At 49.5% G+C, this 23,425-nt stretch carries 21 protein-coding genes; 13 read left to right on the forward strand and 8 right to left on the reverse strand.

Annotation, left to right across the window (positions count from 1 at the left end; translation table 11 throughout):
* Positions 1–446 precede the first annotated feature (446 nt).
* Complete coding sequence (locus tag ABD028_RS12960) at positions 447–3,611, reverse strand: sensor histidine kinase (protein WP_343845381.1); 3,165 nt, start codon at positions 3,609–3,611, stop codon at positions 447–449.
* Positions 3,612–4,171: 560 nt separating this feature from the next.
* Here ABD028_RS12960 and ABD028_RS12965 point away from each other — a divergent pair.
* The 4 genes from ABD028_RS12965 (at position 4,172) to ABD028_RS12980 (ending at position 7,083) form a co-directional block, all read left to right on the forward strand.
* Positions 4,172–4,663: a DUF7000 family protein gene (locus ABD028_RS12965; protein ID WP_343845382.1), complete on the forward strand. Its 492-nt coding sequence runs from the start codon at positions 4,172–4,174 to the stop codon at positions 4,661–4,663.
* Positions 4,664–4,794: 131 nt separating this feature from the next.
* Complete coding sequence (locus ABD028_RS12970; protein WP_343845383.1) at positions 4,795–5,337, forward strand: NADPH-dependent FMN reductase; 543 nt, start codon at positions 4,795–4,797, stop codon at positions 5,335–5,337.
* A gap of 388 nt (positions 5,338–5,725) precedes the next feature.
* The gene (locus ABD028_RS12975; protein ID WP_343845384.1) at positions 5,726–6,424 is read left to right on the forward strand and encodes a hypothetical protein; all 699 of its coding nucleotides are present in this window, start codon (positions 5,726–5,728) and stop codon (positions 6,422–6,424) included.
* A 233-nt stretch (positions 6,425–6,657) separates the two neighbouring features.
* Positions 6,658–7,083, forward strand: a complete 426-nt coding sequence (locus ABD028_RS12980) for a VOC family protein (RefSeq protein WP_343845385.1) — start codon at positions 6,658–6,660, stop codon at positions 7,081–7,083.
* Between the two features lie 93 nt (positions 7,084–7,176).
* Here ABD028_RS12980 and ABD028_RS12985 read toward each other — a convergent pair whose 3' ends face one another.
* The 5 genes from ABD028_RS12985 to ABD028_RS13005 form a co-directional block, all read right to left on the reverse strand.
* Entirely contained in the window at positions 7,177–9,225 is a 2,049-nt protein-coding gene (locus ABD028_RS12985; protein ID WP_343845386.1) for a TonB-dependent receptor, read from the reverse strand.
* A gap of 159 nt (positions 9,226–9,384) precedes the next feature.
* Positions 9,385–10,947 carry a PepSY-associated TM helix domain-containing protein gene (locus ABD028_RS12990; RefSeq protein WP_343845388.1) on the reverse strand — a complete coding sequence of 521 codons (1,563 nt, stop codon included), beginning with the start codon at positions 10,945–10,947 and terminating at the stop codon, positions 9,385–9,387.
* Between the two features lie 3 nt (positions 10,948–10,950).
* Entirely contained in the window at positions 10,951–11,541 is a 591-nt protein-coding gene (locus ABD028_RS12995) for a hypothetical protein (protein ID WP_343845389.1), read from the reverse strand.
* 195 nt (positions 11,542–11,736) lie between these two features.
* Positions 11,737–12,435 carry a CPBP family intramembrane glutamic endopeptidase gene (locus ABD028_RS13000; RefSeq protein ID WP_343845391.1) on the reverse strand — a complete coding sequence of 233 codons (699 nt, stop codon included), beginning with the start codon at positions 12,433–12,435 and terminating at the stop codon, positions 11,737–11,739.
* A gap of 90 nt (positions 12,436–12,525) precedes the next feature.
* The gene (locus ABD028_RS13005) at positions 12,526–13,320 is read right to left on the reverse strand and encodes a helix-turn-helix domain-containing protein (RefSeq protein WP_343845393.1); all 795 of its coding nucleotides are present in this window, start codon (positions 13,318–13,320) and stop codon (positions 12,526–12,528) included.
* Positions 13,321–13,489: 169 nt separating this feature from the next.
* On the opposite strand from ABD028_RS13005, the gene ABD028_RS13010 reads away from it, so the two are divergent.
* The 3 genes from ABD028_RS13010 (at position 13,490) to ABD028_RS13020 (ending at position 17,600) form a co-directional block, all read left to right on the forward strand.
* Positions 13,490–13,756 carry a CopG family ribbon-helix-helix protein gene (locus ABD028_RS13010; protein ID WP_343845395.1) on the forward strand — a complete coding sequence of 89 codons (267 nt, stop codon included), beginning with the start codon at positions 13,490–13,492 and terminating at the stop codon, positions 13,754–13,756.
* On the forward strand, positions 13,753–14,040 hold the full coding sequence (locus ABD028_RS13015) for a type II toxin-antitoxin system RelE/ParE family toxin (protein ID WP_343845397.1): 288 nt from the start codon (positions 13,753–13,755) through the stop codon (positions 14,038–14,040). The genes ABD028_RS13010 and ABD028_RS13015 overlap by 4 nt, the downstream gene beginning before the upstream one ends.
* Before the next feature lie 233 nt (positions 14,041–14,273).
* Positions 14,274–17,600, forward strand: coding sequence for an amidohydrolase family protein (locus ABD028_RS13020; RefSeq protein ID WP_343845398.1), 3,327 nt, complete (start codon positions 14,274–14,276; stop codon positions 17,598–17,600).
* A 53-nt stretch (positions 17,601–17,653) separates the two neighbouring features.
* On the opposite strand, the gene cspE is transcribed toward ABD028_RS13020, so the two are convergent.
* Positions 17,654–17,863: a transcription antiterminator/RNA stability regulator CspE gene (gene cspE / locus ABD028_RS13025; RefSeq protein WP_343845400.1), complete on the reverse strand. Its 210-nt coding sequence runs from the start codon at positions 17,861–17,863 to the stop codon at positions 17,654–17,656.
* Positions 17,864–18,229: 366 nt separating this feature from the next.
* Between cspE and bla the strand changes: the two genes are divergently transcribed.
* The 6 genes from bla (at position 18,230) to ABD028_RS13055 (ending at position 22,859) form a co-directional block, all read left to right on the forward strand.
* Positions 18,230–19,003 carry a subclass B1 metallo-beta-lactamase gene (bla, locus tag ABD028_RS13030; RefSeq protein WP_425542109.1) on the forward strand — a complete coding sequence of 258 codons (774 nt, stop codon included), beginning with the start codon at positions 18,230–18,232 and terminating at the stop codon, positions 19,001–19,003.
* 31 nt (positions 19,004–19,034) lie between these two features.
* A complete protein-coding gene (locus ABD028_RS13035; RefSeq protein ID WP_343845402.1) occupies positions 19,035–20,084 on the forward strand; it encodes an acyltransferase family protein in 1,050 nt (349 codons plus the stop codon).
* 18 nt (positions 20,085–20,102) lie between these two features.
* A complete protein-coding gene (locus ABD028_RS13040) occupies positions 20,103–20,528 on the forward strand; it encodes a GFA family protein (protein WP_343845404.1) in 426 nt (141 codons plus the stop codon).
* A complete protein-coding gene (locus ABD028_RS13045; RefSeq protein ID WP_343845405.1) occupies positions 20,525–21,409 on the forward strand; it encodes an alpha/beta fold hydrolase in 885 nt (294 codons plus the stop codon). The genes ABD028_RS13040 and ABD028_RS13045 overlap by 4 nt, the downstream gene beginning before the upstream one ends.
* A 226-nt stretch (positions 21,410–21,635) precedes the next feature.
* Complete coding sequence (locus ABD028_RS13050) at positions 21,636–21,986, forward strand: VOC family protein (RefSeq protein WP_343845407.1); 351 nt, start codon at positions 21,636–21,638, stop codon at positions 21,984–21,986.
* A 15-nt stretch (positions 21,987–22,001) separates the two neighbouring features.
* Positions 22,002–22,859, forward strand: coding sequence for a helix-turn-helix domain-containing protein (locus tag ABD028_RS13055; RefSeq protein ID WP_343845409.1), 858 nt, complete (start codon positions 22,002–22,004; stop codon positions 22,857–22,859).
* Here ABD028_RS13055 and ABD028_RS13060 read toward each other — a convergent pair.
* Positions 22,821–23,411 (reverse strand): LysE family translocator, encoded by a 591-nt coding sequence (locus tag ABD028_RS13060; protein ID WP_343845411.1) that lies wholly within the window; start codon positions 23,409–23,411, stop codon positions 22,821–22,823. The two genes, ABD028_RS13055 and ABD028_RS13060, sit on opposite strands and share 39 nt — an antisense overlap.
* Positions 23,412–23,425 lie beyond the last annotated feature (14 nt).

Raw genomic sequence — 23,425 nt, forward strand, 5'->3', positions numbered from 1 at the left:
CGGTTCAGTATGCTGCTAAAAGGTGGGCAATTTACTGGGAGAAAATTGAGGGGAAGACGTGCCAGGGAGAGCATCAAGCATAATCAGAAGTTTATTGTGGTAATAAAATGAACGATCGCGAACAACATAAGAAGATGCGAACCTGCCTTGGGTCGATAATTGTAATGCTTCTCGCCGTGACGCAGGGGCGCAGAGAAAAGCTCGCTGAGGTATTCACTACTTTTAATTACTCTGAGTTCTCAGCGACTCTGCGAGAAGGGCTTCCTCGTGTTGAAGAAAGGTTTGAATCGCCAAGTCACTCTTGGCATTGTCCCGGCCATTCAACTCTTTGTAGCTGGGTTTCTCTTTTTTATTGCTTGTTGGTTGGCTTCTAGGACATGAGAACGGCTATCTTCGCTATCGGAAACGTTGTCGACGACAATTGGCCGCGCTGCGTAGCCAGGGCCTCAATCTTTGCCTGGGTTTTGACCTGTATCACGAACGTTAGGGCCAATTTGTCTCGGTAGCTTTATCACAAAATGGACGCCTTCGTTACTTGCCGTCAATTCGATATGCCCTTGTAGGGTAAGTTTGATGACACTGAATAATCTATGCATGCCAAGACCTGGGTGCATGTAATTACCATGCATGCTGGCGGCGAAAGGTTCGAAAATACGATCGCGCAGTTCTGGCCTGATGCCCTGACCGTTATCCTGATAATGCATCACAATAGTATCGTCCACTTCAGACACGTCAATCGTGATTTCCTGTTTGCTTCTGTTCTGCCCAGGCTCCAAAAAGCCATAGGTAAGGGAGTTATCTACCAGCTCCTGAATACAATCTGTTAATGCTATCCAGTTACAGTGAATTTTTAGCCCAGGCGTGCAATGAAACAGGATTCGGACACCTTGTCGCTGCGCCTGTTGGCGCAGTTTGCTTTCGACTTCAGCCAGGATGTGTTCCAGCTCGAACCATTCAGACTGACAATCCTGCGACGCTTCGGTAATTTTGCGCAAATTCTGCACCAGATTACCAACCCGTTCCAAGCTACTGACGATAAGAGCCAGCCCCTGATTCCAAGTATCCAGAAATTTTTCCAATTTCTGTCGTCCAAGCTGCTGATTCTGCAAGGATGTCCGGACATCGTGAACTTGGTCCAGCAGCATGGATGCAGTAACCTGGCCATTGCCTACCGGGGTGTTGATCTGATGGGCCATGCCCGCCACTAACCGCCCAGCCGTCGCCATTTTTTCCGACTCGACCAATTCCTGTTGGGTCTCCCGTAGCTCGGTCAATGCAGACTCCAAATCTCGGGTGCGGGCGTGTACCTCGCGTGTCAGTTCACGATTGCGGGCGGCCAGTTGGTGGAAATAGACCTGAAGACCGAGCCATCCCAATAGTATCAGGCCAAGCACATATCCGGCATAGGCCCACCAACTGCGGTACCAGGGAGGGAGTACCTGAAAAGCAAATACGGCTTCTTCACTGATCAACCCAAAGCGGTTTTTTGCGCGAACGTGAAACCTGTAGTGGCCTTCCCAGAGATTGCTATAGTCCGTGAACGCATCGCTCGTCCAGGGGGACCAATCTTTGTCTAAACCCTCTAGGCGATACTGGAAGCGATTGGCGGTCAGGGAGTTGTAGCTGGTGGCCGCAAACTCAAAACGCAGTCGGGGTTTGGGCGTTAAAGGGGTTGCATGTTGGATATGACGGGAGTCGCTGCTGCCGCCATACAACACAGCCCCATCGCGCTCACTAACATGGCGAAGCAGCACTCGAAATGGCTGTGTATAGTCTGACTCACGCAAGGTGTTGAAGCTGACTAAACCGTCTGCGCCACCGAGCCACAGGGTGCCATCCGGCTCGAGGAGCATCGGCACGACCGACTTGTTGTGCAGTGCGGCCAGCGGGCGCCGATCCCAGCGATAGCTACCTTCGGCTTGCTGGATTACAGCGCCAAGCTCGCTCAGACGCACCGCCTTATTGCTGCTATGTGCCCAGATACGTCCATCCGGACTTGTTACCGGTTTACCTGGAAAGCCTAACCGGCGCGGCTCACCATCAAAAAGCCCGGCAAAGCGGTGATCAGGAACAAAACGCTGACGGCTTTGATCGAACCGGAACCAGCCGTGCAGGGTGGTAAAAGCAGGCGATCCTTCGATCATGAAGACATTATTCCAATTGAGATCCGGCAATCCGTGCTCCATTCCGAAGCGTTCAATTTTTGCTGGATGAGCAAGGCTCCCTCCACTGGGCAATTGCAGCCGCAGCACGCCTGTCGATCGGGTGCCCAACCAGAGCTGGCCGTCTTCGGTTTCGAGCATGGAGCGGATTTCATCATCCATACCAGGAACTTTGCCGAGGTCCTGCCAGTCGCCGTCCCGGTATTCGATGGCAGTGAGCCCGTAAGTACAGATATAGATACGTCCAGGGTAGACGGCCGAGGGCACGAGACAGCTTTGCGATGTCTGTAAGGGCTGCAGATTCGTAATTTGGTCAGCGGAAATGTCGAACAAGCCATGTCCATTGGCCACCAGAAGGTGGGATTGAGCCTTTGCTCCAGTCTGCTCAAAGCTTAAAAAGTCCCAGGTTTGGCCGCGTATCCCTTCAATGGCTTTGAAACGGGCCTGGGAACCAGGGAGCAAAGCGAACAGTCCCTGCGATGTTCCGGCATAGAGTTGTCCTTGATGGCGATGCACTATATTCACTGTGCCAGGCAGGCCATTTGTTTCGTCATATTGGCTAAACTGACCGCCTGCTTCAATACGGCTGATGCCGCGATTCAGGGCAAGCCACAATCCTTGCTGCTGATCAAGGTAAGCGTAACGAATGGAATTGTCGGGCAGGCCAGCATTCCGATCCCAGTACTCGACCCATTTACCGTCGCGGTTGAGTATGTAAAGGCCGCCTTGCTCTGTGGCGACGCCCAATCGCTCCCCAGGCAACCATATGGCCTGGTAGATCAGATCCCGTTTGATGTCTGCGCCAGCCTCGGTTAGCCAGGGCGTCCAGTTCTGGCCATCGAACAACCAAAATCCTTGTGAGCGGGTACCCACCAGAAGTGTCTTACCGTCTTGATCCCAGGGTAGCACGCTGTAGATTAGCTCCCCGGCGAAGCGCTCGCCTCCCGCAAGCAGGCGCAGTTCATCGTCAATCAGCTCAAAGAGTCCAAAATTGACCTGGCGGATCAGCAGTCGCTGGCCAATCTGAAAGGTACGATGAAATGCCACTTCTGGTTCCCACGAGTGGAAAGCATCGCCGTCCCAACGTAACAAACGCGCTGATGTTCGAAAGTATACCCCGTCTGGCAAAACAAAAATCTGCCAGACATCTGAAAAACCCTGCATGCTCTCTGGCACCTGCTCAGTCAGGGAGTGATAGCGCATGTGGCCGTATTGGTCGGCTGCCAGATACCCGAGTTCGCCCATGGCGCCCACGAGCACTTTGCCATCATTGCCAAGCGCCAATGATCGGACGGCGGTGTCATTAGCTACTCGGATTAGACGCCAGCGTAAGCCGTCGAATTCCAGAATACCGTCAGTATTGCCGAAATACATAAGCCCATTGGGATGCTGCAGCACTGCCCAGTTCTGATTGTGGGCACCGTAATCACCCTGGCTAAAGTGTTGCATAAGCGGCCGACCCGCCTCCCGCGGATCTGGCATTGCCACAGCACTGATAGGCATCAACGCCAATATCAGCGCACAGAGCAGCCTGAATGAAGGCAGATCAGTAGCACAAAAACGGAGACAATTGGCCGGAGTATGTCTGTGCATAGCCTTCCCGGTTAGCCTGGCGTGAATTCAGTATAGTCTCAGAAAAACATGACCAGTCTGTTGTTAAAAGTCAACTTGATCATCAGGATCAGCTTCATAAAAAGGCGAGTTAGGTCAAAATCGTTGAAGGATGTCATCTCCAACCAGAACCGCTTCGTTCCCATTAAGAATTCCTGGCCCACATTGTTTGAGATCCTGCGGACCTGTCATAACTTCAATGGACGTTAGAAGTTCTTGTCTTGCCATAGCGTATTTTAAAATAGATACTAAAACTAAGTTTGGCTAAATCAATGCCATCGACATAGTTGTAATCAGACATGGACAGTTCTCCTCATCAGTTGCCACTTAAACGTGGCAGAACCCCGGGAAAGGGGAGTCCATATCATTCATTATATGCCTAAAATTCCAAGGACAATATGTCTTACAAAAGCCTTAGTGCTCGGATACCTGCCTACAAATTACACTTTGCAAGTGGTGAATTGCAGAGAACGTACCAAGACCTTGTATCTGTCGTGCAAGGTCTCAGAACTGAATTTTATAACAAGTATAAAGGGCAATTTACGGTTGCAAAGGTATTGCACGGTTATATTGATTTTACATATTTTTACCTACAAAACGATTATCTTAAAAAGCATAAACTCAAATTAGCCATTGTGTTTAACCATCAGCGGGTGCAATTTGAACTTTGGCTTCTCGGGCAAACAAAGGATGTTCAGATTAGTTACTGGAAAAAGTTACAGGGTGTTAAGTGGGTGAACAAAGATGCAATGCCAGAATGGTCAATCTTTGAAATTTTAATGCTTGCAGACCCTGATTTTGACGATACCAAGGCACTATCCGAGTCGATTTATAATGCTTTTTCTGCGCTGTCAGTGGAGATTTTTAACATATTGACAGTATATGAATAACGCATATACAAGTGGCAGCAGCGGAATTTTTAAAAGCCTTGCTTTAGCTAAATGCAAATTTGTTATTGCACTTTTGCCAGGGATAAGGGTATTTGTTGTTTGCAAAGTGAAAGATAATAACAAGGTTGGCTATGAGCGACATTCTAAAGTTGTTGGCGTTGTCGGGCAGTTTGCGCAATGGGTCTCACAATACCGACGCGTTATTGGCCCTGACAAGGCTGGCACCTGCTTCGGTACAGATTGCACTGGGATCCATTGCTGACTTACCATTGTTTAACCCCGATTTGGAAGGTGAGCCGCTTGGTGCGGTAGTGAGGTTGAAATCTGCCGTAGCACAAGCTGATGGAATCATACTGGCAAGTCCAGAGTACGCTCATGGTATCAGCGGTCCGATGAAAAATGCCTTAGATTGGCTGGTCAGTGGAGAGGAGTTTCCCAACAAGCCGACAATGTTAATCAACACCTCTCCCAGAGCTCATCATGCCCAGGATGCGCTCAAAGAAGTGTTAACCACTATGTCTGCGCGAATTGTTGACGCTGCTTTTGTCTCCATTCCCTTGCTTGGCAGCAAATTAGATGTGGATGGCATACTGTCTGACCCATACTTGGTGAAGGCACTACAAGATGGTTTGCGCCAATTTTGCCAAGGGATATCTTCGTTTCGGACGTCATAAAAACGAACAAGTCATATCACACTTGCCATGGCCACTTCCACTATGGATACTGGTTATATCAAAGCTAAGACATAGTTGTAATCAGACATGGACGGCTTTTTTCATAACTTGCTGCTTAAGCGTGGCAAACCCTCGGGAGAGGCGGAGTCTATATCACTCGTTAGTCACTTAGTATAAAGAGGGCTGAGTATTAACAAGCAGGTGTTAGTGGAATGCTGATCCCCGGGATTTTTTGATAACCTCGCTGCCTCAGTAACTGATCCCGGTGGTGCCAATGTATGGAAACTCATAACGCCAAAACCACCGCGTGACAAATAAATATATAACAACATTGTGCACGATAAGTTAAGCGGTATTATCCTGTCTATAACTTCTAAAAGGAATAGTCATGAAGTTTAAGATAAGTTTTTTAGTGCTCCTGGCATCGCTGGGTATAGCATATTTTTTATTCATCTCTTCTGATAATAAGGTTAATTTAAGTGAAGAAAACTCCAGCTTGGCTGATGGCTTGGGTGATAAAGGGAGTACTTCACAGGTATTGAGTTCAATAGAATCTTCACCTAATCAATTAGATGATCAGACAGAGCCTGAGTTAGCTAAGCCTGTAAGTGATTTATCACCATCCTATGATTCAGTAATGGCACCACCACAAGTGCAAAATGAGGCTGTAATTGAGAGCTTTGATCAGCTGTTAACAGAGAAGGATGGAAAGATATTTATGGACGCCAGACCTGTCGAATTGATGGAACTTGATAATCTATCATTGATGGTCTCGAACTTATCGGCCCACCTAACTTCTTCCAGTTCGGCCAGGGTCATGGCTGATTTATCGGGTAGCGTCAAAAGATATACAACGGAAAGAAACGATGTGGTTATGCATGATATGCAATGTTCAAATGTAGTATGCGGTTTAATGTTGGAGTCTTATGAAATGGTTTCCATACAAGATGCATTGAATGATATATCATCTTCTGAATCATTTAAGCAGAACACGCGTGGTGGTGTAATGAGAATTCTCGAAGAGAATGGCATCTATTATGGCGTCATTGTGACTTCAATTTCCGACACTAACATAACCATAAAATAGTTCGCCTCAAATTTATCTGGTTTTGGTTTTTATTCATGCTGTCAAAACTGTTTATGAAGGTTTTGTTTTTTCCTATGGTTACTTCAGGTTAAGAAAATACCATCTGATCTGGAGTCAACCCGAACAGCTTTACTCGCCCGGTTAGGCCACAGGGGAAAGCCTAAATGATACTGGCATCCATGAAGAACATGGCATAAAAGACATGGATATACAGCAATAACTAAGGATCGTCTATGTCACTATCACCCTTTCATTTAGCCATTCCAGTCTATGACCTGACCAAAGCCAGGCAGTTTTACCGCGACATCCTGGCGCTTGAAGAAGGCCGTAGCAGCGAGCAATGGGTGGATTTCAACTTCTTCGGCCATCAACTGGTGATCCATCTGCACCCGCAAACCGAGTCACAACAGCAGGCGCATACCAATGCCGTGGACGGGCATAACGTGCCGGTGCCACATTTTGGTGTGGTATTGCCCTGGCAGGACTGGCAAAGGCTGGCGGAACGTTTGCAACAACAAGGTGTTGCGTTTGTGATTGAACCTTATATTCGCTTTAAAGGGCAGGTTGGGGAACAGGCTACCATGTTCCTGTTCGATCCTTGCGGGAACGCGCTGGAATTTAAAGCGTTTAAGGATATTGGCCAGCTATTTGCCCGCTAAGCAATGCCTTGGTTGATTATGGCTTGATTCTGATTACCCGCATTAATGTCAATTTATTCGCGGGCCCGTATCATTGACAGGCCCGCCTGCTGTTTAGAAGCTGTAGGTAGCAGAAACACCGACATTACGCGGGTCTACTACAGACACATAGCCTGTTGGATATCTGCCGCTGGCGGGTTCCTGGCTCAGAAATGCTTCTTCGTCCAAGACATTATTAACGAAGGCCGATATCAGCCAGTTGCTATTCTGGTAGCTGGCGTACAGACGAACCAGGTTATAGTCACCGGCTATGCGTTCTTGCGTATTGGCGAAGTCACCATAGTACTTATCCACATGACTGGCCGATACACCGACGTTCAAGGCATTGGTTAGCCAGTATTTGGCGCCAATGTTGGCGGTGAGCTTTGGTGCGGAATTCAGCTCATTGCCATCTACGTCGGGATAGTCTTCACCGGCATCTTTGATATCTGTTCGCAGTAAACCCAGACCGGCACTAATCTCAAGCTCTGGGGTTAGGTTGGCCGACAGTTCCAGCTCGGCACCGTACGTGGCAACATCCTTCATGTTGACAATAAAGCGGTTGGAGCTGAGCGCCTGATAACCTTCATAATCGTTGTAGAACAGATTGCTGCGCAAAAATACGTGTCCGTCGGCAAAACTGCTACGGGTGCTGAATTCAAAAGTATTGACCTTTTCTTCACCGAAGTAATAGTACTCCTGTGCCGTGAAATTGAGTGCACCACCTGCTGCGTTATAGCCTTTTCGCGCACTCAGGGCGATGGTCGTGTGTTGTGCAGCCTGATACTGCAGGACCAGTTTGGGCAGGAAGATATTGGTGTCATTGTCCAGATCTGAATCAATGGGGCCGTAAACAAAGTTACGTACCTGAGACTCGCGCTCTAGTCTGGCGCCGAGAATCAAATCCAGACGTTCAGATAAAGCGAAGTCCACCTCACCGTATAGCGCTAGTGAATCACTCTTGTCATCACCCTGATACAAGTAGGCACCGGTACTAACGACATCGTGATCCCGCTCAAAGTACGCCAAGCCAATAAAGCCACTGAGGTTGTCACTTTGCAGACCAAAGTTGAGTTTGGCATCCAGGGTTAAGTTGTGCTCGTCAAACGACAGTTGCTGCTGTGCCTCTGGCGTAGGCTCATAGCTGTCAAAACCCCATTCGTAGTCCATATATGCCAGCAGTACATCCAGTGACATATTTTGATTGATTTTATAGTCAGCTCTGAGGCTGGTTGTCGCTACATCCGTCTCGATATTCCTGAAGTACAAGCGACTGAACTTCGACAGATCGTCCGCTTTGTAATATACGCGGCCGGTATCGCCCTTTTCATTGTTGGTGGAATGAGATAACAAAAAGGTTAAATCATCCTGTACCGTCCACTGTAACTTGCCTCTGAAGCGGCGGGTTTTGATCTCATTCAGGTCATAATCTGGGGGATTACCGACATAACCGGTATCATCGGTAATGGTATTGGCGTCCAGCATTTGGGCACTGACACGAAACGCCAGGGTATCTTCAATCAGTGGCCCGGATATGACCGCAGAGGTATCGACATAGCTGTCCTGATTGCGGTAACCAACGCGTACTGCGCCTTCCCATACCTCACTGGGATCTTTGGTCTTGATATAGATTGAACCGCCAATGCTGTTGCGACCATTACTGGTGGATTGCGGCCCGCGATAGATTTCAATCTGTTCCACGTCCCAGATCCCTGAGTCTCCGGTCAGATCAGCGACAAAGGGTTCTGCTACGCCGTCAATCAGAGTCGATACACGGCCTTTTGCGCCGCCAGAGATAGAATTAAACCCACCGGCCGCGCCGTTGCCCGATACGCCGCGAATATCCGGCACGGCGCCCGAAGGTGCGACGATATTGGGAATGTCGGAAATGGCTTCGGTGATAGACTTAAATTGTGTACTGTTTAATGCTTCTTCTGACAATACTGAAACCGACGAGGTGGTGTCTTTCAGGGTGCGATTGGTTTTCTCACCGATAACAACAATAGTTTCAAGTTTCTTATCGGCTTTATCCGGCGTCTCTGCGGCGCTTGCCATTGGGCTGGCGAAGCAGGCTGCAATCGCCGCAGCCAGCGACAGGCATTGCTTGTTACCAGGTCTGAACATGGTGTGTATCCCTTGAGTAGTTTAAGAACATTGCGTTTGGCAATTTGCCGGTGTTTGACATCCGTGTTCGGGCCGTAAATCAAGCCTTCATCTTAGGAAAAATTCGCCGCTCTGCGCTTATTCCCCTTGGTTCTTCCATGCAAAAATAATCAGTGTGAATTATGCCCATACGTTGTCTTGTGGGATCTGCGCCTGCCTGTTGCACAAATGCCGCCAGGTCGCCATGCAGGCTACCGCTAGTAAGCTACAGACCATACAGAAGGTAAAATCCACCCCAGCGGTTTGACTGCCGTCTAGCCACCAAAGAGTGGATAGCACTAGCAGTGTCAACAAAGCACATAAGATCGCCAGTAGATGTTTAGCAGCGACAATTGGCTTTAGGAAAAAAGCCAGCAGTAGACAGGACAAGAACCCCAGATAATAGCCCGCTTGTTGCCATGTACTGATATCCAAATGTTCGCGGGGTAGCCACTTAGCACATAGCAGTGACATTGCTACACCGATAAGAGTGCCAAGCGTCACACCCACAGTCAGTCGCGCCATGACTTTTACAGAACGATTTTGCTGTGTTTGTCCTTCGGTTTGCTGCTGTTTTTTGCGCCTGGACTCTATCCAGATGATATTCCCGGTTAAAAACAGCAAAGCGCCTGACAGGCCAAGGCCAAAATACAGCCAGTGCACCAGACCGCCGCCAAAACCGCCGAAATGCAAGGTGAAAAAGCCATTGACCACTTTGCCCATAATGCCCGAAACACTGGGCAGCATCGCGGTATATCCCGGCTCGGCATTGTAGGGATCGCTCAGTACATATGCGTATTTAGGTCCTCTGACCCATTGTCCCGCTAGTTCACCACCAATCAGCACTCTGGCAGCAGGTGTACCCAAGGCGGCAAAATTCAGCACCGCAGGTTGAAACTCAGGTTCAATGGCTCGCACCGATTGTTCTAATTGCTGGATACTGGCTAATGACGCTATGTTGCGGACACTCTGACTGGGAGCAGGGCGGGAAAATATCGGGGTGTCCTTGTAAACCCACTGCTGCATTGAGGCGTACAGCAAATCATGGTACGCGAAAACAATGGTGGTCAGGGCGATGATCAGGTGAAAAGGCAGGGCCGTAATGCCAAGCACATTGTGGAAGTCCACCCAGAAACGTCGGGTATTTTTTTCTTTTCTGATTGCCAGCAGGTCTTTAAACCAGCTTGGCAAAAAAATGATCAGACCCGAGACTATGGCTACGACATACAAGATACAGACCAGTCCCATAACAAAAATGCCGTAGGCATCGTGATCGTCGCCGCCAGGAATACCGGCGGTACGATGTAAGGTGTCAAGGAAGTCACCGATAGCTGAAACCTGGGTTTGGGAGGTGATCAGTTCACCATCACTGTCCAGACTGGCATGCCAGAGGCTGGCAGCGTGGCTGATGCTATCTTCAACTACCCAGCTAACTGGTGCGTGCTGTGGTTGTGTGGAGGGTAAATAGACGGTCAGATCTTTTGCTGCATCAGGATAGGCAAGCAGCATTTTTTGCAGCAGAGCGTCGTATTGGGTCATGTCTATTTGGGGCAGCCGGGCCTCTTGTTGTAAGGCCCATTGGTTTAGTGGGGCTTTAAACATGGTCAGGGCTCCTGCAATGAAGCAGATATAGAGCAATAATCCAGAAATGATCCCTGTCCAGATATGCACTTGCTGATAGCTTTTATAGAATTCCAAACGCATAACTTAGCCTCCAATACCAACTTGCCCGAGCACCCCATATAAACAAGCGCTCAAAATCAACAAGCTTAAAAATACCCGCCACGGCTTATGGGTAAAAAAGATAAAGCACAAAGGCATCAGCCAAAGTGGCGTGATCATCCACATAATAAACTGCGCTCTTACATCTGCCGCTTCACTGACGTCGTAGGTCAGCCCTATCAGACTGCTGGTGAACAGCGCCAGGGGAAAACCCAGCACCAGTGCCCCCAAAACTCTGCTCCACCATTTGGTCTGGTACTCCGCATAGCTTTTGCTTCTGACTAAGGTGGACTTCCCACCTTTGGTACTGGGTTTGCTCAGCCTGGCGGTAAAGGGCAATAGTCCGAGCAGCAACATCAGGGCAGTGAAAATAGTAAATACGGCGGAGAGGCCGGAGAGGTGAGAGCGCAATAGCCACCAGGCGGCGCATAGCAATATCAGACTTAGCAAGAGTGCAGGGTAAAACTTGATATAACGCTTTTTAAACCATTGTTGGTTGGGGCTGCCAAGATAGAGCAGCAGGGCTGACAATAGGCTTAACACTAAGGCGAGACCGCTTTGCCAATATACATTCATTGTGTCAGAGCCTGTTTCCCACTGCGTAGGCACGCTATTTACGTAAACACGATGCCGAAACTGCAGTCTGAATTATAAGTTAGTGCAAATGATAGTGATTATTGATGGCATGTTCAATAGGTTTGTCCTGGGGTTGCCGCTGCTACGTGTTCAGTCAACTTTGAAAGGAAAGCCGGGCTGAGCCCGGCGGTTTACTCAAATATCCCACTGCTGGTAAACGGCAGTCAGGCTCAGACTGTTTACCAGGCCATGGCCAATTACCAAAGGCCATAGATTGCGGTTAAAGAGCAGAAATAAAGTCCCCAGAGTCAGACCGATAAAGCCGGTAATAATCAAACCCTGCAGGCCCTGATAGTAGACATGCACTAAACCGAAAGACAGCGCCGGGAAAAACACAGACAAGGTGCGCTGAAACTTGATGCCGTTGAAAAGGGTCAACATACGGGTAATAAGAAAGCCACGAAAAAACATTTCTTCACACAGCCCTGAGCTTACCCAGATCAATCCAAGCCACAGCAAGTACATATTCAGGTTGCCCGGCACGTCGGCCAGACGCTCGGCAATGCCCGCATTGTCTTTCACCAGATTCAGGCCCAGCAGTTCACCGGTTTTTGCCACTGTCACACCGGTAAGAATAATGGCCGCTGCGGTCAGCAAGCATTTGGGCAGGATCATCAGCTTGGATTTCAGACTTCCTGGCACGGCAAAGCCAATCCCGGCTAGTCCTTCACCACGACGGTGTAAATAAATGGCCAGTATCAGCATGGAGCCGATCAGGGTAATGGGGCCGGAAAATTTCCAGGTTAGCGGGTCGACCAGCAGTTTAGATATCACCACCAGGGAACCGAAGCCAATGACTTCTTTCAGGGCCAGGGATTTGTCAGCAGATAGCATGGATAACGCTCTTATAATGTAGTGAAGGGCCATAATATGCAGCCCAACGGCACCGTTATAGAACGATTGTGCAAGCTGATTAAATATCTGTTACTGCAACAGCGCCTTCTGCCATTGCCTGGGGGTCATTCCGAACGCTTGTCGGAACTGGCGGGTAAAATGGCTTTGGTCGGCAAAGGCACAATCCTGCGCGGTTTCGGCCAGGGAGCGCCCCTGTTGCAGCATCGTCAGAGACTTCTCCAATCGGCGCTGAATCACAAAACGATAAGGGCTGGTGCCTAAGAGTTTGCGAAAATCACGACTCAGTTTAAAACGATCCTGTCCCGATACCTGTTCCAGTTCTTCCAGTTTCAGGTTGTATTGCCAGTTTTCAAGAATATATTCCCTGGCTCTGAAGGTAGCCTGGCAATCCACCGGGCTGGCTTTTTCCCGTTGCCCTGAGGCTTGTCTGAGTGCCTGGCTTAAATCGAAAACGATATCCTGATGTTCCAGTTTTTCCAAAGGCCTGGTCAGGTCTGCCAAACCGCGGTGCAGAGTTTGCAGCAACAAGGTATCGCGGCTGATTCCACCTTCAATAAAGGGCAGTGGCGTTCCGCCCAGGCATTGCTGCATCTGGTAAGGGTCAATACTGATGGAGCGGTAAATAAACCCCTCTTCGGTCACGGTTTTACCATCATGTAGCTCATCGGGGTGCAAAATTACGGCTTCTCCCGGCAGGGATTGTTGGCGGGCACCGCGGTAGTTGAAACTCTGCACCCCTTTTAAGGTTAGCGCCAGGGTGTAATAATCATGGCTATGGGGAGTAAAAGCGGTGTCCTGCAAGCGCGCCTCAAAGCGAATATCGTCGCCCTCCGCCTTGCTGATGGTTAGATGATGGTTGCGCATGCATGAATAGCTATATTGTTCAGTCGCACCAGCTTAACATTCAGATACTACAAAATAACCGCTCAAGTGTTACTAAAGGTAACGCCATCTAAGTCGCTAAAATCCTCTGGTCAAGCTTAGTGCACAGTACTACTATGTAATACAACGTGCTACAGCTACCGGTGAGGATATGAGCATTACCAGTATCAGGCTTAATAAAGATGTCGATAAGCCTTTAGAATCTTTGGCTAAGAAACTCGACAGGAGCAAGAACTATCTTATCAATCAGGCAATTAGGGAGTTTCTTGCCAAACATTCGCTGGAAGAGTCGCGCTGGCAGGACACGTTGGATGCGATGGCGTCGATACAAGCAGGCAAATCGCTTGACGAGGACGATGTCAACGCCTGGCTCAATTCCTGGGGAACAGCAAGCAGGCAGTCTAAACCGCAAAAATGAAAGTAAAATATTCGCTTGAGTCGATGGATGACCTGCAGCGCGTGGTTGAATTTATTGAAAGCAAGAATCCATATGCAGCACGCAGAATGGCTATTGATCTTCAGGAAGCGGTAGATCGGTTAAAAAAGTTTCCAGAAATAGGCTTGCCCGTTTTAAAGGCCAGCGACCCGGAAAAGATTCGTGATCTCTATGTAAAAGCCTATACCCTTCGCTACTTCATTCAGAATGACCACATTTATATTTTGCGGGTTTGGCACAACAGGGAAAACGAGAGAAGTCAGTAACAAGGTCTGTTAATTCGAACCCGCATAAATTTCTGTGCTATGCCTGTGTTCTTAGCGCCTCAGCGTTGAAAAACGCTTCCCGAAAAATTGACCGCATTTCCCCGTGATTTGGCCGTGTGTGGCTGTGCCCTTTGACTATTTTTATGGCACAAAGGCAGTTTGGCTATGACCGACCCGGTCTGGCATCATGGACGCAAAATAAAACAACAGATAACAATAAGAGGCAGAACACAGTGACAACAGGCAAACTCACCCCTATCGCCCTGGCCCTGGTTTTAGGGCTGGGCAGCACATCCTTGCTGGCCCAGGACGACAAGGCAGACACCAGTAAAAAACCGGATAAAGAACAGAAGTGGGATGTACTGAATCCACCGCTGGAAATGACCAGTGTCAGCATCAATACCAGCGAAACCACCTGGTCCAGCCTGGATATCAGCCCCGATGGCAAACAATTTGTGTTTGATATGCTGGGCGACCTGTACGTCAGCGATATCAAAGGTGGCAGCGCCAAATCGCTGACCAACGACCTGGCATTTAACTTTCATCCGGCCATCAGCCCGGATGGCAAACGCATTGCATTTATCTCTGATCGAGACGGTAATACCAATGTCTGGACCATGCAACTGGACGGCTCGGACCTTAAGCAAATCACCAAGGTAAAAAGCGACCTGGTGCATTCGCCCAAATGGAGCCCGGACGGCCAGTATATTGCCGTGACTATCGGTAAAGTGTCGACCCGCAGTATTCCGGCCGGGGAAATCTGGTTGTTCCACCATAGCGGTGGCACCGGCCTGCCGGTTAAAGAGCGGGATAACGGTAAAACCGAACAGCAGAATCAGGCCGATCCGGCCTTTTCACCCGATGGCCGCTATATCTATTACACCAAGGATATGAGTGCGGGCGGCTACTTTGAATATAACCGCGACCCATTAAAAAGCGTGTTCGCCATTCGCCGCTATGACAGACAAACCGGCGAAGACATTACTTTGGTCAGTGGTGTAGGCGGTGCGGTGGTGCCAACTCCATCTCCGGACGGTAAACAGTTGGCCTTTGTACGCCGGGTGCGGGAAAACACCGGCTTATTTGTCATGGATCTGGCCTCGGGCCGCGAAACCCTGCTGACCGATAAGCTGGAGCGGGATATGCAGGAAGGCTTTGGGTCGGAAGGGTACTTTGCCTATTTCGACTGGACGCCCGACAGTAAGCAGATTCTGTATTGGACCGGCGGCACCTTCCATCAAATAGATATGGCAGGTAAGGAAGTGGCCAAGGTCGGGGTTGAGGTTAAGGTGGATAAGCAGATTGCCAAGGCGCTGCGCTTCCCTGTGAATGTGGCGCCGGATGAATTTGACGTAAAAATGATCCGCTGGGCACAAAAATCGCCGGACGGTAAAACCGCTTTGTTTCAGGCGCTGGGTAAGCTTTACATCAAAGACATTAAAACAGGCAAGCTGAAACGCCTGACCAGCCAGGATGAGCACGATGAGTTCTATCCGCGTTTTTCCAATGACGGAAAGTCTATCGTTTATACCACCTGGAACGACGACAAACTGGGCGAGGTCAGAGTGATTCCCGCCAAGGGCGGGCGTAGTAAGGTGATCAGTTCGCAGCCCGGCCACTATGCCGAACCCAGCTTTAGCCTGGATGGCAGTAAAGTGGTGTACCGCAAGTTTACCGGTGGTTACCTGCTGTCTCCGGAATGGTCACTGGAGCCCGGTATTTATCTGGCGGATATAAAAAGCGGCGAAAATCGCAAACTGGTGAATAGTGGCGTTGCCCCGCATTTTGCTGGTGATGACAGCCGGATGTACTTCACAGAGCCGTCGTCCACCAACACCAAGCTGGTCAGCGTCGATCTAAACGGCAAGGACCGGCGTGAACATTTGGATGGCGGGGATCAGGCGGTGGAATTCCGTTTGTCGCATGACCGTCAATGGCTGGCTTTTGTTTATCAATACAATGCCTATATTGCCCCTTACGCTGAAACCGGCAAGCTGTTAACTGTGGGTCCAACCATGAGTTCGCTGCCGGTGACAAAAGTATCCAGCCGGGCAGGGGAGTTTCTGACCTGGCGGGCCGATAACCAGGCTTTGAGCTGGCACCATGGCGCGCTGTTGTTTGAACGTGAACTGAAAGATGCCTTCGCCTTTATCAACGGTGCCCCTGAAACCCTGCCAGAGCCGTTGAGTGAAGGACTGGATCTGTCGTTTAAGCATAAAGCCGATAAGCCAGGTGGTCTGAAAGCGCTGGTGGGCGGCCGGTTAGTCACCATGCGTGATGCCGACAATCGCCAGGAGGTGATAGAAAACGGCGTGGTGCTGATTGAAAACAACCGTATCAAGGCCATTGGTAAGCAAGGTGAAGTGACAATACCGCGTAGCGCCGAGGTGCTGGATATCAGCGGCAAAACCGTGATCCCAGGTCTGATTGATGCCCATGCCCATGGCTCGCAAGGCAGTGATGAAATTATTCCGCGTCAGAACTGGCGTAACTTTGCCGATGTATCCTTCGGTGTGACCACCATTCATGACCCGTCCAATGATACCTCAGAGATCTTCTCGGCAGCCGAATTGCAAAAAGCCGGAGAGATTATCGCCCCGCGTATTTATTCCACCGGCACCATTTTATACGGTGCCAATTCGCCGTCCTATAAAGCCATCTTTGATGATGCCGACTCGGCCAGATTCCATCTGCAACGCTTAAAGGATGTGGGGGCTATTTCGGTGAAAAGTTATAACCAGCCACGCCGTGACGTGCGCCAGCAGATTATTGCAGCGGGTAAAGAACTTGGCATGATGGTGGTACCGGAAGGCGCAGGACGCTTTTTGTATGACCTGACCATGGTGGTAGACGGCCATACCGGGCTGGAGCATTCCATTCCCTTATCCCACGGCTATTCCGATGTGACCCAGCTATGGGCCGCCTCGCAATCCGGCTATACCCCGACCTTTGTGGTGACTATGGGCACTATCATGGGTGAGGAATATTGGTACGATAAAACCGAGGTGTGGAAGAACGAGCGGCTGCTGCGCTATACCCCGCATTATATGCTGGATAGCCGCGCCATTCGCCGCCCCACCGCGCCAGATGAGCAATACCACCACTTTGATGTAGCCGGCTATGCCAAGAAGCTACGTGACAACGGCGTTTCGGTGCATATCGGCGCGCATGGTCAGCGTCCTGGCCTGGGTGCACACTGGGAATTATGGCATATGCAGCAGGGCGGTTTTACGCCTTGGGAGGCCATTCGCGGCGGTACTATAGACGGCGCCAAACATCTGGGCATGGATAAGGATATTGGTAGCCTGGAAGTGGGTAAGCTGGCCGATATGGTGGTGATTGACGGTGATGTACTAAATAACCTGCAACGTTCAGAGTATGTGGATTACACCGTACTCAATGGCCGCATTTATGATGTGAAAACCATGAATGAAGTGGGTAGCAAAACCAAACGTAAGGCGTTTTTCTTTGAACGTTTAAATGTACAAAGCATGCCGGAGCAAACCCAGCAGAATCTGGAAGCCAAGGCTGAAACCCTGCACTGGGTGCATAAACACTAAGCGACAAGCTTAACCAAGGCGGTCAATTGACCGCCTTGGTTATATTCGGGGGCTTACAGGCGCGTTACATTTTTGGCCTGCGGACCTTTGATGCCCTGCTCAACTTCGTACGAAACCCGCTGACCTTCTGTCAGGGTTCTGAAGCTATCACCGGTAATGGCATTGAAATGCACAAAAACATCCTTGCTACCGTCTTCAGGGGCAATAAAACCAAAGCCTTTTTCTTCGTTAAACCACTTAACTGTGCCAAATAATGTAGACATAAAATCTCCGTATATAAAAATTGTCGATGTACCTACGCATCGTTTGCCTCAATGACGGAATATCATCACCTTAACATGGCAAATTTTCAGTAACAGGAATGCAAGGGAGGGCAAAACAAGGTAAGCGCAATTCCTTTGCAAGATTGTTAGCTGAACGTCTCAAGGCTATGAATACCTTAGCAATGTTTGCTGGGATGTACAGAATCTGTGGCCCAAATATGCTTTAATGGCTTAGTTGCGTTAGACAGGAATAGCGTTAACTTGCAAAAACTAAGCGGCGTTTGGCTATTCCAAAAGGTCAACGTGGGTTGTTCGTATGATATGGCCGAGGATGTTTTTATGGCTTATGCAAAATTCTTATCCACCATGTGCTTATTATCTCTGCTGGGCACGAGTCTGGCGGTGACAGCTGATACAGTTCAAAATTGGCAAAACTACCCTAAGGCGGCAGATATTCCCGAAGGGCAGGTGCGTCTGTTTAAGGTGGCAGAAGGCGTTTGGAGCCATATTGCCAGCCATGATTTTAATGGGGTGTTATTTCCGTCCAATGGTTTAATCGTCAAAGACGGCGACGAACTGCTGTTAATTGACACCGCCTGGGGCGCAGACAATACCCTTGCTTTGTTGCATGAGATAAAAGCGCAGATTGGATTACCGGTCACTCGTGCCATTTCCACCCATTTTCATGATGACAGGGTGGAAGGTGTGGAGGTGCTTAAACAAGCCGGAGTGCAAACCTATGCCAGTGCGCTAACCCGTCTACTGGCCGAGGCTGAGGGCAATGAAATCCCGGAATATAGCTTGCAAGACCTTGTTGCCGCTGGAGATGCGCTATCTTTCGGCCCGCTAGAGATCTTCTATCCGGGTCATGGTCATGCACCGGACAATCTGGTCGTCTATGTACCTAAGGCAAAGGTTCTGTTTGGCGGCTGTGCGGTGCATGAACTGGCGCGCCACAATGCCGGCAATACCTCGCATGCCGATCTTGCCCTGTGGCCGGTTTCGGTAGCAAAGATTTCGACGCGCTACCCAGATACAGAGACCGTGATCCCCGGTCATGGTTTGCCCGGCGGCCAGGACCTGCTGGCCCATACCATTAAGGTTGTTGACGCGCAGCCGGGTAATACTGCGGCAAAATAACTATCTGCGCAGCCAGTTGAAGGATGTTGTTTTGCAAATCAGAAAGTTAAATTGTCTGCGCGGTCTGGCCGCGTTAATCGTCTTTATTACCCACTTTAGCGATATTACTGGTTGGCTGGGCGGCAAGTTGGGCGGTGCTGCGGGCCAATATGGTGTGATGCTGTTTTTTCTGCTCAGTGGATTTTTGATGTCCCACTTGTATTTTGACAGAGGATTTAACCTGCAAAATATCCAAGGTTATATTCTGGCCCGGATGGCAAGGATTTTGCCACTGTATCTACTGGTGGTATGCGCCTCCTACCTGCTTTCAATTAACGGTACAGAAGGGCTGTATGCCATTAACAGTGCTGACGCACTTATTTCGCATCTGCTGTTTCTAAGCGGTGAAAGCGTGCTTTGGACCATTTCACCTGAAGTACAGTTTTATCTGTTGTTTGTTGGGTTCTGGGCTTTGGCGGCCAAAAGGGCGGGATACATTTATGTTTTAGTGGTGGCGGTTCTAATCGCGCTGTTTTTTGCTAACTTCCCGCGTTGGGTTGGCGAGTTCTATGGCGTGCCATACAACCTGTTCCAGGTATTGAGAAGCCTGCCATATTTCTTTGTGGGTATGCTGTTTGGTATGCACTACAAGCACATCAAGGTGCCGGATTATCTGCAAAAGCATGGCTTTGTGTTGGTGTTAGTGTTGATTCCGCTGATGTTCCCGGCGTTTTCCCCCATTGCGTCCGATGCCAAGACCAGGATGTGGTTAAGCTATGAAGTCCTGCTGGTTATGAGTGCGGTGTTCTTCTGTGTGGTGTTTCTGGTACCAAACAACAATATTTTGCTGGCCAATAAGTTGGGGGATTATGTTGGTCAAATATCCTTTTCCCTGTATCTGTTACATATGCCGATTATTGCCAAGGTAAACCAGTATGAATTGGCGATTGAACTAAAGTTGGTGGTGTCTGTTGCGCTGAGTTTGCTGGTAGCATCGCTTTGTTATCGGTATTTTGAGATGCCAGCCGCCAGGCTGATACGAAACTGGGCCAATACTAAACCTGAATCAGGGCCTGTAAAACAACCCGATACCGCCTCTTAGATTATGCAGGAGTATAAAATGGCAACAACTTACCAGGGAGGGTGTTTATGCGGGCATATTCGCTTTACTGCTGTGGGCGAGCCGCAGAAGCCGCATAGCTGCTCATGTAAAATGTGTCAGCGCCACTCTGGCTCCATCAGCCAGTTCTGGGTGGAATTTGACAAACACCAGGTCAGTTGGAACGGCCCAGGTGGTGAGCCAGCATTATGGCGTTCCTCAGATTATTCCAGTCGCAGCTTTTGCCCACAGTGCGGCAGCACCCTTGGGGCCATAGATGATGCACCTATTGTGGCGCTGGTGCTGGGCAGCTTTGATAGCAACAACCGAAAGACGCTTAAACCTACCAGCCATTCCTATAAATCCGCGTTGCCTAAGTGGGCGAAAGCAGATGCAGCTAAATGTAACGCATTAAGCGGTACTGATAAAAATAAGGAAGACAGATGAAAAGATATGCCCTGATGTTGTTAATGCTGCTTAGTTTTAACCTCGTTGCTGAAGAAAAGCCGCTAACTCCCACGAAGTCAGGGCTTTACGATATTGGTGGATTTAGCCTGTATCTCGAATGCTATGAACGGAACAAACCCACCCTGATATTGGAACAAGGTTTTGGCCGCAACGGTTCTGACGGGGTTTGGCTGGCGAATATACAGCGGCTGCAAAATGATTTTAGCATTTGCCTGTATGACCGTGCTGGTCTGGGTAAAAGCGAAAAAGGGCCGGTGCCTTTTACGGTTAATGATATGGCAGAACGCTTGCAAAAACTGCTGGTGGCAGGGGCTGTGCCGCCACCGTATTATTTTGCCGGTGGCTCTTACGCATCCTACATTATCAGCGCATACCATCAACGCTACCCAGATAATGTGCTGGGCGCGGTATGGATTGATCCACCACCTTTTGGCTATTTCCACACCAAGGCTACCCGTTGGCCGAAAGATTTTCACAGCGATAACCCGGAGCTGATGGGACTCTATCGTTTTGAGCAAAGTGTGCGTGATCCGCTGTTTGAGCGGGTACCGGAAAACGTTGACCATATAAAAAGTTACCAGCAGCTATCCGCGGCCACAGGATTTGGCGATAAGCCACTGATTATTGTGCGGGCAAAGCAGGACAATAAGCCCTATGACCCGGAATTTGTGCCAGCGCAGATAGCCGAGAAAATGACCATGCTGTACGCAAATGCGGAGGTTAATTTTCAGAAACAGGCAACGGCTGCAAAAGTAGTGTATTCAGACTCAGACAGACACCATTTACATATTAGCGATCCGGATTTGGTGGTGAGCAGCATTAGTGCGTTGTTGAACAACCAATCCAGCAACCTGCAGTGATAAACCAATGCGATGGTTAACCAGCAAATATCTCTATGCGCTTAGTAGGTTTGTTCTGGTGGTAGCAGTCGGCTTTGGTCTTCAGCGCTACTCAGGATTACACTTTAGCTCTCCCTACCTGAGACAATCAGCGGTAATATCAATTCCAAGTCAATTTGTAACTTATTTTCAAACTCTGCTAACGACTATGTTAGGGTGAACCAAAGTACCAAACAGGAGCAGGGCAATGACAGTCAAACGAATCGTCGCCAATATTCGTACTGAAGATCCCGATGTGGCCAGCGCCTTTTACGCCGCTATCTTTGAGCTTGACCTGGCGATGGACCATGGTTGGATCAAGACCCTGAGTAGCGGGCAGAGTATGACCACACAGCTGAGTGTTGCATCTGAAGGTGGGTCGGGAACTGACGTACCGGATCTGTCTATCGAGGTGGATAATCTGGACCTTGTCCTAAGCCGGGTAAAAGCGGCGGGGATTACCATTGAATATGGACCAGTGTCGGAACCCTGGGGGGTAACAAGGTTTTATATTCGTGACCCGTTTGGCACGCTGATTAATGTGTTAGCACATCAATAAGTTTAGGGAATGGAGATGAAGGAAACGCAATGGCCGATATTCTGGCGCGATCCACGTATGCCTTTTCTTGAGCTCAGGGTGGTAAGGGAGGGGCGTAAAGTCTGCTATGCGCCTCATAGTCACACCCAATGGTCGTTGGGGGCTATTACGGAGGGATGCAGCACCTTTGTATACCGGGATACACAGCAGCAGGTCAGTGCCGGTACCTTAGTGATGATGAATCCCAACTGGGTACATGCCTGCAACCCAATTGACCAGCATCCCTGGGCTTATCTGATGCTGTATGTGGATACTAAGTGGCTGACCCAGCTACGCCATGAAGCCGGGCTGCTGGCTACTCCGCAGTGGCAGGATATTTCTACCTCGGTCATCACCGACCCCAAGTGGTATGCAGGCTATTGCCAATTAGCTGACTGTTTGCTGGATACAGATAGTGCGCTACTGGATAAGCAGGTCGCGGTAATTGAGTATCTGACCGCCTTACTGTGTGAATTAGCTGATAATCAGATGCCTTTGGTTGCTGCTGCGCCGGAAAATATGCAGGAACTGGCTGACTATATTGCTGCGCATGCTGATGAGGAGATTTCCCTGGACGGGCTGTGTGAACGTTCAGGCTATAGTCCTGGCCATTTAGTGCGGGCATTCAGACAGCACTTCGGACTGACGCCGCATGCCTATTTAATTAATTGTCGTATCCAACTTGGCCAGCAGGCCCTGAAGCAGGGCCTGCCCATTGCTGAAACGGCTTTACAGGCCGGGTTTGCCGACCAGCCGCATTTTCAGCGTACCTTTAAAAAACTGCTGGCCGCCACGCCCCGGCAATATCAGCAGAGCTTAGTCAATCAGCAGATACAGGGTGCTGAGCGCAAGTAATATGGCGAGACTGCGGTTGATGATAATCAGCGTGCTGGGTGTTTGCATAAAACGTCTTAAATACGCCCCGGCATAAACCCAGCAACTCAAAGACAACCAGCATACTGGCAGATAAATCGCAGCAAACAGCAGGATATGCTGCAGGTCGTTGTTGGTGTAAGCGCCGATACCGGAAGCCGACGCCAACCAGGCTTTGGGGTTTAGCCACTGCATTATCGCCCCTGTCATAAAGCCCGGTCTGTTGCTGTCCTGTTCTTGCGTAAGCTGACCGTTATCTTTGAAAAGCTGGAAACTGAGATAGAGCAAAAAAGCGATGCCCAGCCATTTTAAGGCGTTGTTTAGGCCAGGGAGCAGGCTTAACACAGAGTAAAGCCCCAGGCCGATGGCAATAAACAGCAATATGAAGCCAAGGGTGGCACCGCTGACAAAAATCAGCCCAGTGGCGATGGGATGACGGGTACCGCTGCTAAGACAGACCAGATTGACCGGACCGGGGGAAATCGACGCGGCCAGGGCAAAGGCCATCATAGGTAGAATCAGTGAAAATGACATGGTAAAAACGTATT

Source organism: Bowmanella denitrificans, assembly GCF_039522935.1.
Lineage (GTDB): Bacteria > Pseudomonadota > Gammaproteobacteria > Enterobacterales > Alteromonadaceae > Bowmanella > Bowmanella denitrificans.